This is a genomic window from Pseudomonas sp. PDM19 (assembly GCF_014852215.1).
Classification (GTDB): Bacteria; Pseudomonadota; Gammaproteobacteria; order Pseudomonadales; family Pseudomonadaceae; genus Pseudomonas.
The window spans coordinates 501,770-516,965 of record NZ_JACVBG010000003.1; the positions used below are offsets into that span (position 1 = coordinate 501,770).

Here is a 15,196-nt window from a genome sequence, read left to right on the forward strand (position 1 = left end):
GCCCGCGCTGGTGAAACTTCAACCGACCTTGCACAGCTAGGAGCCGGTCATCAAACCGATATTCTCCAAAGGGCCCTCGCTGGGCGCGCGCCTTCTGGTGCTCGCTGTCCTGTCGGTCGCCTTGATGGTGGTCGATGCCCGCTTCGATTATCTGAAACCGGTACGCAGCCAGATGGGCCTCGTGCTGAGTCCTTTCTATGGCATCGCCGATTTCCCTGTTCGTGCTTGGGAAGGCGTGCGCGACCAGTTCACCAGCCGCAGCGAGCTGCTGGCCGAGAACGAGCGCCTGAAGGCCGAACAGTTGCTGATGCAGCGCCGCCTGCAGAAGCTGGCCACCCTCACCGAACAGAACGTGCGCCTGCGCGAGTTGCTCAACTCCTCCGCCCTGGTCGATGACAAGGTGCTGGTGGGCGAGCTGATCGGTGTCGACCCGAACCCCTTCACCCAGCGCATCCTGATCGACAAGGGCGAGAAGGACGGCGTGTTCCAGGGCCAGCCGGTGCTCGACGCCAGCGGCCTGATGGGCCAGGTGGTCGAGGTCATGCCTTACACCGCGCGCGTGCTGCTGCTGACCGATACCACCCACAGCATTCCGGTGCAGGTGAACCGCAATGGCCTGCGCGCCATCGCCGTGGGCACCGGCAACCCGGAGCGCCTGGAACTGCGCTACGTCGCCGATACCGCCGATATCAAGGAAGGCGACCTGCTGGTCAGCTCCGGCCTTGGCCAGCGTTTCCCGGCCGGCTATCCGGTGGCGGTGGTGAAGGAAGTGCTGCACGACACGGGCGGGCCTTTCGCCACTATCCGTGCCGTGCCGACCGCCAAGATGAACCGCAGCCGCTACGTGCTGCTGGTGTTCAGCGACAGCCGTACCCCCGAACAGCGCGCCACCGATGCCGCCGAAGCCCAGGCCGAGGCCGATCGCAAGGCCGCCGAGTCCGGCACGCCGGTACAGCCTGCACCAGGTGCTCCGGCAGCCCAGCCGCATGACGGCGCACAGCCTGCTGCTCCAACTGCTCCTGCTGCGCAACCTGCCCATCCGGCCGGCACCAATGGCGCAGCCCCTGCTGCGCCGGCCGGTGCGCCGGCATCGCACCCGGATGCAAGGACCCGTCACTGATGGCGGCGCAGGGCTCGAACAACGGCTGGGCCATCTGGCTCACCCTGCTGGCGGCGTTGCTGCTGTCGGTGGCGCCGATGCCCAGCTTCATGGAGATCGGCCGCCCGCTGTGGCTGGCGATGTTCCTCACCTACTGGGTGCTCTACCTGCCGCACAAGGTCGGCATGCTGACCGCCTGGGTGTTCGGCGTCGCCGAAGACGTGCTCTACGGCAGCCTGCTGGGGCAGAACGCCCTGATCCTCAGCCTGATCATCTGCCTGGTGCTGTCGCTGCACCAGCGCCTGCGCATGTTCCCCATCTGGCAGCAATGCCTGGTGTTGCTGGTGGTCTTCGGTCTCGCCCAACTGGTCCAGCTGTGGATCAGCGCCCTGACCGGCAACCGCCCACCGACCCTGGTGTTCCTCCTGCCGGCACTGGTCAGCGCCTTGCTCTGGCCCTGGGTCTACACACTGCTGCGGGCCCTGCGGCTGCGCCTGAACATCAACTGATCGCCCCCTTGCGGGGGAATCGCCGGGCCTGCGCTGTGCGGGCCCGCTTCGGAGTCCCTGATGGCCCAGCTGTACCTCGCCTCCAGTTCGCCGCGCCGCCGCGAGCTGCTCACCCAGATCGGCCTGCCGTTCCATATAGTGCCCGCGTCCATCGATGAAACGCCCGAGTCCGGCGAGTCGGCGCATGCCTATGTCGAGCGTCTGGCGCGTGGCAAGGCACTGGCCGGGCTGAACTTCCTCGCCCAGCGCGCCGACGTCTGCGTGCTCGGCGCCGATACCGCCGTGGTGCTGGACGGCCGCATTCTCGGCAAGCCGGTGGACCGCGACGACGCCCTGGCCATGCTGCAGGCCCTGTCCGGCCGCGAGCACGAGGTGCTGACCGCCGTGGCGGTCGCCGACCGGGATCGCTGCGAGGCGCGCGTGGTCAGCAGTCGCGTGGCCTTCCGCGAAGTTTCCGCCGAGGAAGCCGAGCGCTATTGGGAAACCGGCGAACCCCAGGATAAAGCCGGTGGCTATGCTATCCAGGGGCTTGCGGCGGTCTTCGTCAGCCGCGTCGAAGGCAGCTACAGCGCCGTGGTCGGCCTGCCTCTTTGCGAAACCTCGGCATTGCTGGCTGACTTCTCCATCCCCAGCTGGCAGTCTTGATCGGAAAGTAGCGCTGGCACGACTCCGGGCGCGATAAGGAAGGGCGCATGAGCGAAGAGATCCTGATCAATATCACGCCGATGGAATCGCGCGTGGCGGTGGTGGAGAACGGCGTCCTGCAGGAGGTCCACGTCGAGCGCACGCTGCGCCGCGGGATTGTCGGCAATATCTACAAGGGCAAGGTCGTGCGCGTGCTGCCGGGCATGCAGGCGGCCTTCGTCGACGTCGGCCTGGAACGTGCGGCCTTCATCCACGCCGCGGAGATTTCCACCCGCGAAGGCAGCGCGGTGGAGAGCATCGGCGCGCTGGTCCATGAAGGGCAGAGCCTGGTGGTGCAGGTCACCAAGGACCCCATCGGCACCAAGGGCGCGCGCCTCACCACGCATCTGTCGATCCCCTCGCGCTACCTGGTCTACATGCCGCGCACCAGCCATGTCGGCATTTCCCTGAAGATCGAGGATGAGCACGAGCGCGAGCGCCTCAAGCAGGTGGTCGCCAAGTGCGTCGAGGCAGAGGGCATCGTCGAGCGCGGCGGATTCATCCTGCGTACTGCCGCCGAAGGGGCCGGCGAGGACGAGATCCTCGCCGATATCCGCTACCTGCGCCGCCTCTGGGACCAGATCGACGCGCAGATCCAGACCGTCGGCGCGCCGACGATGATCTACGAAGACCTTTCCCTGGCCCTGCGCACCCTGCGCGACCTGGTGAACCCGCGCATCGAGAAGATTCGTGTCGATTCCCGCGAAAACTTCCAGAAGATCACGCAGTTCGTCGAAGAGCTGATGCCGGAAATCGCCGACCGCCTGGAACACTACCCGGGTGAGCGGCCGATCTTCGACCTCTACGGGGTCGAGGACGAGGTGCAGAAGGCGCTGGAGCGCAAGGTGCTGCTCAAGTCCGGCGGCTACCTGATCATCGACCCGACCGAGGCGATGACCACCATCGACGTGAATACCGGCGCCTTCGTCGGCCATCGCAACCTCGAAGAGACCATCTTCAAGACCAACCTCGAGGCGGCCACCGCCATCGCCCGCCAATTGCGCCTGCGCAACCTGGGCGGGATCATCATCATCGACTTCATCGACATGGAAGACGAGGAGCACCGCCGCCAGGTCCTGCGGACCCTGGAGAAGCAGCTCGAACGCGACCATGCCAAGACCAACATCATCGGCATCACCGAACTGGGCCTGGTGCAGATGACCCGCAAGCGCACCCGCGAAAGCCTGGTGCAGGTGCTCTGCGAGCCCTGTCCGAGCTGCCAGGGGCGCGGCATGCTGAAGACCGCCGAGACCATCTGCTACGAGATATTCCGCGAGATCCTTCGCGAGGCCCGGGCCTACCAGGCCAATTCCTATCTGGTGCTGGCCAATCAGAAGGTGGTGGATCGCCTGCTCGACGAGGAGTCGGGCAACGTTGCTGACCTTGAGCTGTTCATCGGTCGCCCCATCAAGTTCCAGGTCGAGGCCATGTATTCCCAGGAGCAGTACGACGTGGTCCTGCTTTGAGCGGCGGATCGCACCGTTTGGGATTCGGGCAGGAGGCCGTCGTGCAATGGGGTTTTTTGGAGCTTTGCCTGACGCACACTGTCAGACCTGGTTCGACATTGCCTGGCTGGGAGGCCGCTCGATGAACCTTCGCGACACTTCACAGGCAGCCGGCTGACATGGAGCGTGCCGGCCGGCTGTTCGCCACTTCCCTGCGCATCATCCTGGGCCTCCTGGCGCTGGGGCTGGTGCTGCTCGCGCTGTATGTCAGCCTCGGCCGACAGTTGGTGCCGCTGGTGGCGGAGTACCGCGATGACCTGGCGCAGAAGGCCAGCGAACAGCTGGGCCTGCCGGTGGCCATTGGCGCGCTGGAGGGGCACTGGCATGCCTTCAGCCCGATCATCGTGGTGCGCGATATCCAGCTGGGCGAGGGCAATGATTCCCTGCGCCTGGAACGTGTGCGCCTGACCCCGGACATCCTTGGCAGCGTGATGGCACGCCAGCCGCGCATCGACAGCCTGGAACTGGAAGGCCTGCACCTGACCCTGCGCGAGGACGAGGAGGGCAAGTGGCATGCCGACGGTCTGCCCAGCCGCGGCGGCGACACCGATCCGCGCAAGCTCATCGACCTGCTTTTGACCCCGCGTCGCCTGTCGCTGATGGACAGCCAGCTGACCGTGCTGCCGCAGCAGGCCAACCCGCTGTCGCTGACCTACGTCGGCATGACCCTGCGCAGCGGCAGCCGCCAGCGCCTGGAAGCACGTCTCAGCCTGCCCGGCGGCGAGCCGGTGGCGGCGCGCCTGGAAACCCGCCTGAACCGTGACGACTGGGCGAAGAGTTCGGCCCAGCTGTACCTCAGTCTGCCGCAGGCCGACTGGGCCAAGTGGCTGCCCGGGCGCCTCACCGGTGCCTGGAAGCTGTCCCAGGCCAAGGCCGGCGGCGAGCTGTGGGCGACCATCGACAAGGGCGTGCCGGTGTCCGCAGTGGCACGCCTGAACGCGCCGAAGATCGACGCGGCGCTGGGCGATCGCAAGCCGGTGAGCCTGAGTGACCTGGGTGTCAGCCTGTTCTTCCAGCGCAATGGCGACGATTTCGACCTGCGCGTCGCCGATCTGGCGGCGAACCTCGGCGAAACCCGCTGGGGCGAGGTGGAGCTGGAGCTGACTCGCCGGACGAAGGACGAGGAGCACTGGCAGCTGCGCGCCGACCGCCTCGACCTGACCCCGCTGGGGCCGACCATCACCGCCCTGGCGCCGCTGCCGGACAAGGCCATCGAGTGGCTCGACGGTCTCAAGCCACAGGGTGTGCTGCACAACGTCAACTTCGATTACTGGCCGCAGCGCGAAGGTGCCGAGCGGGTTGCCTATGCGACCAACCTGGAGAAGGTCGGCATCAGTGCCTTCCATGACGTGCCCGCCGTGGCCAATGTCGATGGCACCCTGCGCGGCAACCTGGAAGGCGGCACGCTGGATGCCAACGCCCAGAACTTCATGCTTCACCTGGCAACCCTCTTCCCCGAGCCTTGGCACTACCGCACCGCGCACACGCGCATGTTCTTCAAGCTCAACGACGAGGCCTTCACTCTCGGCAGCCATCTGATGCAGGTGGAAGGCGAGGAGGGCACCATCGCCGGTGACATGCTGATCCGCCTGATGCGCGACCCGGCGCTGGAGGACTACATGGACCTGCGTGTCGGCATGAGCAATGGCGATGCGCGCTACACCGGCAAGTACCTGCCGACCGTCATCCCGCAGATGAGCAAGGACCTTGCCGCCTGGCTCAAGGGCTCGATCAAGAGCGGTCGTATCGAGCAGGGCTATTTCCTCTGGCAGGGCTCGCTGCAGAAGGGCTCGGCGCCCGAAGCCCACGCCATGACCCTGTATTTCAAGGTCCACGACGGCGTGCTCGACTACCAGCCCGGCTGGCCCGGCCTGAGCAAGGCCGAGGGCGAGGTGCGGGTCGAGGACACCGGTGTCAGCATCAACGCCACCAGCGGGCAGATCCTCAACAGCCAGGTGCGCGATGTGTCGGTGGAGATTCCCCATTCGGACCCGGGCGAAGTCGCCCACCTGCACGTGAATGGCGACATCGACAGCAACCTCGTCGATGGCCTGAAGATCCTCCAGGACTCGCCGATCGGTGCGACTCATACCTTCGCCGGCTGGGAAGGCTCCGGCGACCTGAACGGCCACCTCAACCTCGATATTCCCCTGGCCAAGGGCGAGGCGAGCAAGGCGCGGGTGATAGTAGACTTCGACACCGATAAGGCGAAGTTGAAGATCGCCAAGCCCGAGCTGAACCTCGAACAGGTCAAGGGCAAGTTCCGCTATGACACCGACAGCGGCCTGAGTGGGCAGAACATCGCGGCCCAGGTGCTGGGCGCGCGTGTCACCGGCAGCATTCGCGCCGAAGGCCGCAACGGCGTCCCGCGCACGCGGGTGCTGGTGGGTGGTCAGGTGCCGGTCAAGTCCCTGCTCGACTGGGGCAAGGTGCAGCAGCAGTTGCCGGTAGATGGGCGCATTCCCTTCCAGCTCAACCTGCTGCTCGACGGCAAGGACAGCCAGTTGCAGGTCGCCTCGAACCTGCAGGGCGTCACCATCGACCTGCCTGCGCCACTGGGTAAGGCGGCGCAGGAGACTCGCGAGAGCGAGTGGCGCATGACCCTGGACGGCGCCGAGCGGCGTTACTGGGCGACCTATGGCGACCGCGCCAGCCTGGCCTACGCCGCGCCCGTGGAGCAGCCGCTGGCTGGTCGCGGCGTGCTGCGCCTGGGGGGCGATCCGGCCGTACTGCCCAACTGGAGCGGCGTGCAAGTGCGCGGCAAGATCGATGAGGTCGACGCCGACGCCTGGATGGCCGTCGCGAAGAAGTATTCCAACACCGGGGTTGAAGGCGCGGCTGGCCTGTTGCGCGGTGCGGACCTGCAGATCGGTCGCTTCAAGGGTTTCGGCCAGACCCTGGAAAACCTCACGCTGGACCTGGCGCGCGTCGACAGCAGCTGGCAGGTCGGGTTGGTCAGCTCACTGGTCTCCGGCAAGGTCACCCTGCCTGACAGCAAGGTGAAGCCGATCCAGATTGCCCTGGACCGCATCGACCTGCCCAAGGGCGAGGCCATCGACTCCGAGAAGGCGGTGGAGCAGCCGGACCCACTGGCGAAGATCGACCCGCGGACCCTGCCGCCGATGGACGTGAGCATTCGCCAGGTGCTGAAGGGTGGCAAGCCCGTTGGTGCCTGGAGCTTCAACGTGCGGCCGACACCCACCGGGGTTGGCTTCAACGACGTCAACCTGGACCTGCGCGGCCTGTCGGTGAAGGGCACCCTGCGCTGGGACGGCATGGAGGCAAGTGCGCGCAGCACCTTCCAGGGCCAGCTTGAAGGCAAGAACATGGGCGATGTGCTCAAGGCCTGGGACTTCGCGCCCAGCGTGACCAGCGAGCGCTTCCGCGTGGACATCAACGGCAACTGGCCGGGCTCCCCGGCGGCGCTGAACCTGCGGCGCTTCGGCGGTACCCTCGACGCCAGCCTGCGCAAGGGCCAGTTCGTCGAAGTGGAAGGCGGCGCCAATGCCCTGCGCGTATTCGGCCTGCTCAACTTCAACGCCATCAACCGCCGCCTGCGTCTGGACTTCTCCGACCTGCTCGGCAAGGGCCTGAGCTATGACCGGGTGAAGGGCGTGCTCACCGCCACCGATGGCGTCTACTTCACTCGCGAGCCGCTGCGGCTGGATGGGCCGTCGAGCAACCTGGAGCTCAACGGCACCCTGGACCTGGCCCACGACGAAATCGACGCCAAGCTGCTGGTGACCCTGCCGGTGACCAACAACCTGCCGCTGGCGGCGCTGATCGTTGGTGCGCCGGCCATTGGTGGTGCGCTGTTCGTGGTGGACAAGCTGCTGGGCGACAAGGTCGCGCGCTTCGCCAGCGTGCAATACAGCGTCAAGGGCCCGTGGCAGAGCCCCACCATCGCTTTCGAGAAACCGTTCGAAAAGCCTCATTGAGCCCCTCAATCGAGCAGAAAGCCCGGGCTTCAGTTAGCATGAAACCCAGACACCGACGGAGCTCAGCATGTCCATTGCCGTCATCCAGATGGTCAGCCAGGACGATGTCCCGGCCAATCTCGCCGCCGCCCGTCGCCTGCTCGAGCAGGCCGCCGAGGGTGGCGCGCGCCTCGCCGTGTTGCCGGAAAACTTCGCTGCCATGGGCCGCCGCGATCTCGCGGAGATCGGCCGGGCCGAAGCCCTGGGCGAAGGCCCAATCCTGCCCTGGTTGAAAAGCACCGCCCGCGACCTCAGGTTGTGGATAGTCGCCGGCACCCTGCCGCTGCCGCCCGAAGGCCAGCCGGACGCCAAGGCCAACGCCTGTTCGCTGCTGGTGGACGAGCGCGGTGAAGTGGCGGCGCGCTACGACAAGTTGCACCTGTTCGACGTGGACGTCGCCGACGCCCGTGGCCGCTATCGCGAGTCTGATGACTACGCCTTCGGTCAGCGCGTGGTGGTGGCGGATACGCCGGTCGGGCGCCTGGGACTGACGGTCTGCTACGACCTGCGCTTCCCCGAGCTCTACACCGCATTGCGCGAAGCCGGCGCAGAGCTGATCAGCGCTCCCGCCGCCTTCACTGCAGTCACCGGGGCGGCGCACTGGGAAACCCTCGTCCGCGCCCGCGCCATCGAAACCCAGTGCTACCTGCTGGCGGCCGGGCAGGGCGGTACCCACCCCAAAGGACGGGAAACCTGGGGCCAGTCGGCCATCGTCGACCCCTGGGGGCGTATCCTCGCCGAACAGGCCAAGGGCGAGGCCGTGCTGCTGGCCGAGCGCGACAGCGAGGAACAGGCGGCGGTCCGGCAGCGCATGCCGATTGCCCGGCACAGAAGATTTTTCCCGCCGGTCGAACCACGACCGGCGCGTACGGAGTGAATATGAGCGAACTGTTGTCATCCGTCAGTCAGCACCTGCTGGCCCCCGGTGGTCTGGATATCGACCAGCTGTCGCCGATCCTGCACGAGCTGAGCGGCCCCGGCATCGACGCCGCTGACCTGTACTTCCAGAGCCAGGTCTCCGAGTCCTGGATGCTCGAAGACGGCATCGTCAAGGAAGGCAGCTTCCACATGGACCAGGGCGTCGGTGTGCGCGCGCAGTCCGGCGAGAAGACCGGCTTTGCGTATAGCAACGCGATCAACCATGAAGCGCTGATCCAGGCCGCCCGCGCCGCCCGTTCGATCTCCCGCGCCGGGCAGAACGGCAAGGTGCAGGCGTTCCAGGCCGTGGTGCCGACCCGCCTGTATGCCGGCGAGAACCCGCTGGACGTCATGAGCCGCGCCGAGAAGGTGGAGCTGCTGCAGAAGATCGATGCCGCCACCCGCGCCCTCGATCCGCGTATCCAGCAGGTCACTGTCAGCCTCGCCGGCGTCTGGGACCAGGTGCTGATCGCCGCGGCGGACGGTTCGCTGGCCGCGGACATCCGCCCGCTGGTGCGCTTCAACGTCAGCGTCATCGTCGAGCAGAACGGCCGTCGCGAGCGTGGCGGCCATGGCGGTGGCGGGCGTACCGATTACAAGTACTTCCTCCAGGAAGACCGCGCCATGAGCTACGCCCGCGAGGCGCTGCGCCAGGCCCTGGTCAACCTTGAAGCGGTGCCCGCGCCGGCCGGCAGCCTGCCGGTGGTGATGGGGGCCGGCTGGTCCGGCGTGCTGCTGCACGAAGCCGTGGGTCACGGCCTGGAAGGCGACTTCAACCGCAAGGGCAGCTCCAACTACAGCGGGCGCATCGGCGAGAAGGTCGCTTCCAGCCTGTGCACCATCGTCGACGACGGCACCATCGCTGGCCGTCGTGGTTCGCTGTCGGTGGACGACGAGGGCACGCCGACGAACTGCAACGTGCTGATCGAGAACGGCATCCTCAAGGGCTACATGCAGGACAAGCTCAACGCCCGCCTGATGGGCGTGGCGCGCACCGGCAACGGCCGTCGCGAGTCCTACGCGCACCTGCCGATGCCGCGCATGACCAACACCTACATGCTGGCCGGGCAGAGCGATCCGCAGGAAATCATCGCCAGCGTCGAGCGCGGCATCTACTGCGCGAACCTCGGCGGCGGCCAGGTAGATATCACCAGCGGCAAGTTCGTCTTCGCCACCAGTGAGGCCTACCTGATCGAGAACGGCAAGATCACCCGTCCGGTAAAGGGCGCGACCTTGATAGGCAACGGTCCGGAAGTGATGAGCCGGGTGTCCATGGTCGGCAACGACCTGGCGCTGGACAGCGGCGTGGGTACCTGCGGCAAGGACGGCCAGTCCGTGCCGGTCGGTGTCGGTCAGCCGACCCTGAAGATCGACGCGATCACCGTCGGCGGCACGGGCGGCTGAGGCCGTTGCCGGTGGGGCTGGAAGGGAAGGGCGCGGCCGCTCAGCGCAGGCCGCGTTTCAGCTCGTCCAGCTCGCGGATGTACTTGAAGATCTTCCGCGCTGCGGCCGGAGGCTTGTTGTGAGCGGCCTCGTGCTGGGCGTGGCGGATCAGCTGGAGCAGATGCTGGCGGTCGCTTTCCGGGTATTCGCCGAAGAAGGCCGACAGCGCGGCGTCGCCGCCGGTGATCAGGTGGTCGCGCCAGCGCTCCAGGGCGTGGAAGCGTTCGTTGTACTGGCGGGTCGAGGTATCTACCTGCTCCAGCAGGGCGAGGATGGCCTCGACGTCCTGGTCGCGCATCAGCTTGCCGATGAACTGCCGGTGGCGTTTCTTGGCGGCGTTGGCCTTGTGCTTGGGAGCTTCTTCCAGTGCGCGGCGCAGCGGATCGGTGAGCGGCATGCGGTCGAGCATGTCGGCCTTGAGCGTGGTCAGGCGCTCGCCGAGTTCCTGCAGCGCGTGCATTTCGCGTTTTACTTGCGACTTGCTCTTCTCATCGAAGGACGAGTCGTCATCGTGAATTTCAGCCATGGCGGGGGTCTCGTTGAAAACGCCGCCATGATAACGAGTCAGGGGCCGCTTGTCCGGCCCGCGCCGGTCGCCGCCGCCTGATGGCGGGGCCGGACCATGAACAGGAGAGGCATGCAATGAGCGAACACAACCCGGCAGTGAGCCCGGAGGTCCTCCCCGAACTGCGTGAGCAGGTCGAGCGGATCATCGCCGAGGCCACCCGGCAGGGCGCCAGCGCCTGCGAGGTGGCGGTGTCGGTGGAGCAGGGGCTGTCGACCTCGGTGCGCCAGGGTGAAGTCGAGACCGTCGAGTTCAACCGCGACCAGGGCTTCGGCATCACCCTCTATGTCGGCCAGCGCAAGGGCTCCGCGAGCACCTCGGCCACCGGCGCGGATGCTATTCGCGAGACCGTGGCGGCGGCGCTGGCCATCGCCAAGCACGCCTCCGAAGACGATTGCGCCGGGCTGGCCGATCCGGCGCTGATGGCCCGTGACCTGCCGAACCTGGACCTGTACCACGGCTGGTCGATCACCCCCGACCAGGCCATCGAGCGCGCGCTGGCCTGCGAGGCCGCTGCGTTCGCCACCGACAAGCGCGTTACCAAGGCCGACGGCACCACGCTGAACACCCACCAGGGTTGTCGCGTCTACGGCAACAGCCACGGCTTCGTTGGCGGCTACGCCAGCACCCGTCACAGCCTGAGTTGCGTGATGATCGCCGAGTTGGAAGGGCAGATGCAGCGCGACTACTGGTACGACGTGAACCGTCGCGGCGACCTGCTGGCCACTCCCGAATCCATCGGCCGTCGCGCCGCCGAGCGCGCCGCCAGCCGTCTCGGCGCGCGCCCGGTGCCGACCGCCGAAGTGCCGGTGCTGTTCGCCCCGGAAGTCGCGGTCGGCCTGTTCGGCCACTTCCTCGGCGCCATCTCCGGCGGCAGCCTGTACCGCAAGTCGTCGTTCCTCGAAGGCGCATTGGGCCAGCGGCTGTTCCCGGAATGGCTGACCCTGGACGAACGCCCGCTGCTGCGCGGCGCGCTGGGCAGCGCCTCGTTCGACAACGATGGCCTGGCGACCTACGCCAAGCCCTTCGTCGAGGGCGGCGATCTGGTGTCGTACGTGCTCGGCACCTACTCCGGGCGCAAGCTGGGCATGCCCAGCACTGCCAACTCCGGTGGCGTGCACAACCTGTTCGTCAGCCATGGCGACGAGGACCAGGCTGCCCTGATCCGCCGCATGGGCCGGGGCCTGCTGGTCACCGAGCTGATGGGGCAGGGCGTCAACCTGGTGACCGGCGACTACTCCCGTGGCGCTGGCGGTTACTGGGTCGAGAATGGCGAAATCCAGTTCCCGGTGCAGGAAGTCACCATCGCCGCCAACCTGCGCGACCTGTTCCGCAACATCGTTGCCATCGGCAATGACGTGGAGTATCGCGGCAACCTGCATACCGGCTCCGTACTCATCGAAAAGATGATGGTCGCCGGCAACTGATCCAGCCGCCGCGGCCCCGCTGGCCGCGGCTTTCAGCCCTTCTTCGATTCCCTTCTCCAGGCTGGCCGCCCAGCGCAATGCGTTCGGGCGGCTTGTTTTTTTGTCTTTCGGAAACAATAATCAATCTCATTATCGATTGAGAGATTGCCATGTTCGCCGAAATCGACAGTTCAATCACCGAGCGCTGGTATCGCCTGGGCACGCGTATCCGCTGTGCGCTGGAGCCGAACGAGCCGCGCCTGGTCGAGCAGTATCTCGGCGAAGCGCGCTACCTGGCGGCCTGGGAACCGGTGCCAGCCTGGCGTCTGTTCGAGAAGTGCTTCGGGCTGCTGCTCGACAGCAGCCGCGACATCGCGCTGCCCTGGCACTGGCGCGTGCTCTGCCTGGATCACGCCTATCTCCCGCTGCGTGAACTGCAACGCCTGGCGACTTCGACCGCCCAGCGCCAACGCCTGTGCCTGCTGGCCCGGCGCATGGCGCAGCAGGAGATGGCGCCTTCCCTGAGACTGCAAGAAGGAATCGAGAATGACTGACAGCCGTATCGAACGCGACAGCATGGGCGAACTGGAGGTGCCGGCTCCGGCGCTGTACGGCGCCCAGACGCAGCGGGCGGTGAACAACTTCCCGGTGAGCGGCCAGCGCATGCCGCGTCCGTTCATCCGCGCGCTGCTGCTGGCCAAGGCGGCCGCGGCACGCGCGAATGTCAGCCTGGAACAGCTGGACGCGGAGACCGGTGCAGCCATCGTCGCCGCCTGCGAAGAGCTGCTGGCCGGTGATCTGCAGCAGCATTTCCCGGTGGACGTGTTCCAGACCGGCTCGGGCACCAGTTCGAACATGAACGCCAACGAGGTGGTCGCGACCCTCGCCAGCCGCCGCCTCGGCAAGCCGGTCAATGCCAACGACCAGGTCAACTGCGGGCAGAGCAGTAACGACATCATTCCCTCGACCATTCACATCAGTGCGGCGCTGGAGGTCCACCAGCACCTGCTGCCCGCGCTGGACCACCTCCACGCCACCCTGGAGAAGAAGGCAAAGGCCGTTCACCAGCACGTCAAGACTGGCCGGACCCACCTGATGGACGCCATGCCGGTGCGCCTGAGCCAGGTGCTCGGCGGCTGGGCCCAGCAGGTGCGCCAGGCATCTCAGGGTATCGAGGCGCAATTGCCGGCGCTGCAGCAGCTCGCCCAGGGCGGCACTGCGGTCGGTACCGGGGTGAATGCCCATCCGCAGTTCTCCGCGCGCTTCTGCGAGGAGCTCAATGGCCTGACCGGCCTGGTGTTCCGCCCTGGCGACGACTTCTTCGCGCTGATCGGCGCCCAGGACATCGCCGTAGCCACCTCCGGCCAACTCAAGGCCCTGGCCGTGGCGCTGATGAAGATCGCCAACGACCTGCGCTGGATGAACTCCGGGCCGCTGGCCGGCCTTGCCGAGATCGAGCTGGAGGCACTGCAGCCGGGCTCCTCGATCATGCCCGGCAAGGTCAATCCGGTGATTCCGGAAGCCACCGCCATGGTCGCCGCCCAGGTGATGGGCAACGACACCACCATCGCCGTCGCCGGGCAGTCCGGCAACTTCGAGCTGAACGTGATGCTGCCGGTGATCGCTGACAACCTGCTGCACAGCATCCATCTGCTGGCCAACGTCAGCCGCCTGCTGGCGGACAAGGCCATCGCCAGCTTCAAAGTCAATGAGGCGAGCCTGCGCGAGGCGCTATCGCGCAACCCGATCCTGGTCACCGCGCTGAACCCGATCATCGGCTACCAGAAGGCCGCGGAGATTGCCAAGCAGGCTTATCGCGAGGGCCGGCCGATCATCGACGTTGCGCTGGAGAACACTGACCTGGACCGCGCCCGCCTCGAGCAACTGCTCGATCCCGAGAAGCTCACCGCCGGCGGACTCTGAGTCCGCCCCACCCGCTGGAGGAACCTGCCATGCGTCATTGGCAACGCACCATCGAACTGGGCAACCGCTGCTTCATTCGTCAGGAATTGATCGATGCCCGTGAGCACTACCTCCACGCTCTGGCGCTGGCACAGGTGCTGCTGGATCGCTGGCATGACGCCGAGGAGGCGGTGATGGCCTTCGTCATCTCGCACCACAACCTCGGCGACCTGCACTTGCAGCTGGGCCAGCCGGAAGAGACCGCCGAGTACCTCTGCGCCTGCCACGAGCGCCTGCTGGCGCTGGGTGAGGACCTGCGCAAATGCTCGGATCTGCGTGCGGCGGCGGTGCAGCACAGCCGCCGCACCTACGTCGAGCTGCTCAACTTCATCGGCGAACACGGCACCTACCCGCGCACCCAGCGCCTGCTGCGCCGCCAGGGTGCGGTGGAGCTGCGCCCGGGGCTGTTCACTGCCGTGCATTCGATGCGTTACCACTAGTCGATGCGCTACCGCTGAGTCGATGCGCTCCCACTGAAAGAAGGTTTGAAGATGCCTCACGTCCTGCCTGCCTTGCCCTATGCCTACGCTGCGCTGGAGCCGCACATCGATGCGCAGACCATGGAAATCCACCACAGCAAGCACCACCAGACCTACATCAACAACCTCAACGCCGCGCTGGAAGGCACCGCGTTCGCCGAAGTGCCGGTGGAGCAACTGCTGCAGCAGCTCGACAGTCTCCCCGCCGCCCTGCGCGGGCCGGTGATCAACAACGGCGGCGGCCACGCCAACCATTCACTGTTCTGGACGGTGATGGCGCCGGATGGCGGTGGCCAGCCGCAGGAAGAGCTGCGCCAGGCGATAGACGCTGAACTGGGCGGCTACGACGCCTTCTGCCAGGCCTTTACCAAGGCGGCGCTGACTCGCTTCGGCAGCGGCTGGGCGTGGCTGAGCGTCGATCCGCAGGGGCGGCTGGTCGTCGAGAGCAGTGGAAACCAGGACAGCCCGCTGATGCAGGGCAACCTGCCGATCCTCGGCCTGGATGTCTGGGAGCACGCCTATTACCTGCGCTACCAGAACCGCCGACCGGAATACATTGCGGCCTTCTACAACGTGGTCGCCTGGCCGGAGGTGCTGCGCCGTTACCGTGTGGCGCAGCAGGCACGAGGCAAAGGATGAAACCGAAGGC

Annotated in this window: 13 protein-coding genes; 12 read left to right on the forward strand and 1 reads right to left on the reverse strand. The window is 66.6% G+C overall.

The genetic code is table 11. The annotated features are described in order from the left end of the window. Positions 1-58: 58 nt before the first annotated feature. The 7 genes from mreC to tldD all read left to right on the forward strand — a co-directional run bounded on the left by mreC (position 59) and on the right by tldD (position 10,096). Positions 59-1,120: a rod shape-determining protein MreC gene (mreC, locus tag IB273_RS18265; RefSeq protein WP_192225052.1), complete on the forward strand. Its 1,062-nt coding sequence runs from the start codon at positions 59-61 to the stop codon at positions 1,118-1,120. Continuing rightward, on the forward strand, positions 1,120-1,608 hold the full coding sequence (mreD, locus tag IB273_RS18270; RefSeq protein ID WP_081517443.1) for a rod shape-determining protein MreD: 489 nt from the start codon (positions 1,120-1,122) through the stop codon (positions 1,606-1,608). Before mreC ends, mreD begins: the two co-directional genes overlap by 1 nt. Positions 1,609-1,668: 60 nt before the next feature. Further along, complete coding sequence (locus tag IB273_RS18275) at positions 1,669-2,253, forward strand: Maf family protein (RefSeq protein ID WP_081517444.1); 585 nt, start codon at positions 1,669-1,671, stop codon at positions 2,251-2,253. Between the two features lie 47 nt (positions 2,254-2,300). Further along, entirely contained in the window at positions 2,301-3,758 is a 1,458-nt protein-coding gene (gene rng / locus IB273_RS18280) for a ribonuclease G (protein ID WP_045209573.1), read from the forward strand. 158 nt (positions 3,759-3,916) lie between these two features. After that, positions 3,917-7,735, forward strand: a complete 3,819-nt coding sequence (locus tag IB273_RS18285) for a YhdP family protein (RefSeq protein WP_192224712.1) — start codon at positions 3,917-3,919, stop codon at positions 7,733-7,735. Between the two features lie 67 nt (positions 7,736-7,802). Next, positions 7,803-8,651, forward strand: coding sequence for a carbon-nitrogen hydrolase family protein (locus IB273_RS18290; RefSeq protein WP_192224713.1), 849 nt, complete (start codon positions 7,803-7,805; stop codon positions 8,649-8,651). 2 nt (positions 8,652-8,653) lie between these two features. Further along, positions 8,654-10,096, forward strand: a complete 1,443-nt coding sequence (gene tldD / locus IB273_RS18295) for a metalloprotease TldD (RefSeq protein ID WP_081517447.1) — start codon at positions 8,654-8,656, stop codon at positions 10,094-10,096. Between the two features lie 40 nt (positions 10,097-10,136). Here tldD and yjgA read toward each other — a convergent pair whose 3' ends face one another. Beyond that, positions 10,137-10,661: a ribosome biogenesis factor YjgA gene (yjgA, locus tag IB273_RS18300; RefSeq protein ID WP_024766553.1), complete on the reverse strand. Its 525-nt coding sequence runs from the start codon at positions 10,659-10,661 to the stop codon at positions 10,137-10,139. A 116-nt stretch (positions 10,662-10,777) separates the two neighbouring features. Here yjgA and pmbA point away from each other — a divergent pair, with 116 nt between their 5' ends. The 5 genes from pmbA to IB273_RS18325 all read left to right on the forward strand — a co-directional run bounded on the left by pmbA (position 10,778) and on the right by IB273_RS18325 (position 15,186). After that, positions 10,778-12,127: a metalloprotease PmbA gene (gene pmbA, locus IB273_RS18305; RefSeq protein WP_192224714.1), complete on the forward strand. Its 1,350-nt coding sequence runs from the start codon at positions 10,778-10,780 to the stop codon at positions 12,125-12,127. A 149-nt stretch (positions 12,128-12,276) separates the two neighbouring features. Next, on the forward strand, positions 12,277-12,660 hold the full coding sequence (locus tag IB273_RS18310) for a FagA protein (protein WP_081517449.1): 384 nt from the start codon (positions 12,277-12,279) through the stop codon (positions 12,658-12,660). Next, the gene (gene fumC / locus IB273_RS18315) at positions 12,653-14,029 is read left to right on the forward strand and encodes a class II fumarate hydratase FumC (RefSeq protein WP_192224715.1); all 1,377 of its coding nucleotides are present in this window, start codon (positions 12,653-12,655) and stop codon (positions 14,027-14,029) included. Before IB273_RS18310 ends, fumC begins: the two co-directional genes overlap by 8 nt. Before the next feature lie 29 nt (positions 14,030-14,058). Continuing rightward, entirely contained in the window at positions 14,059-14,508 is a 450-nt protein-coding gene (locus IB273_RS18320; protein WP_081517451.1) for a hypothetical protein, read from the forward strand. 51 nt (positions 14,509-14,559) lie between these two features. After that, positions 14,560-15,186 (forward strand): superoxide dismutase, encoded by a 627-nt coding sequence (locus IB273_RS18325; RefSeq protein ID WP_081517452.1) that lies wholly within the window; start codon positions 14,560-14,562, stop codon positions 15,184-15,186. The last annotated feature ends 10 nt before the right edge of the window (positions 15,187-15,196 follow it).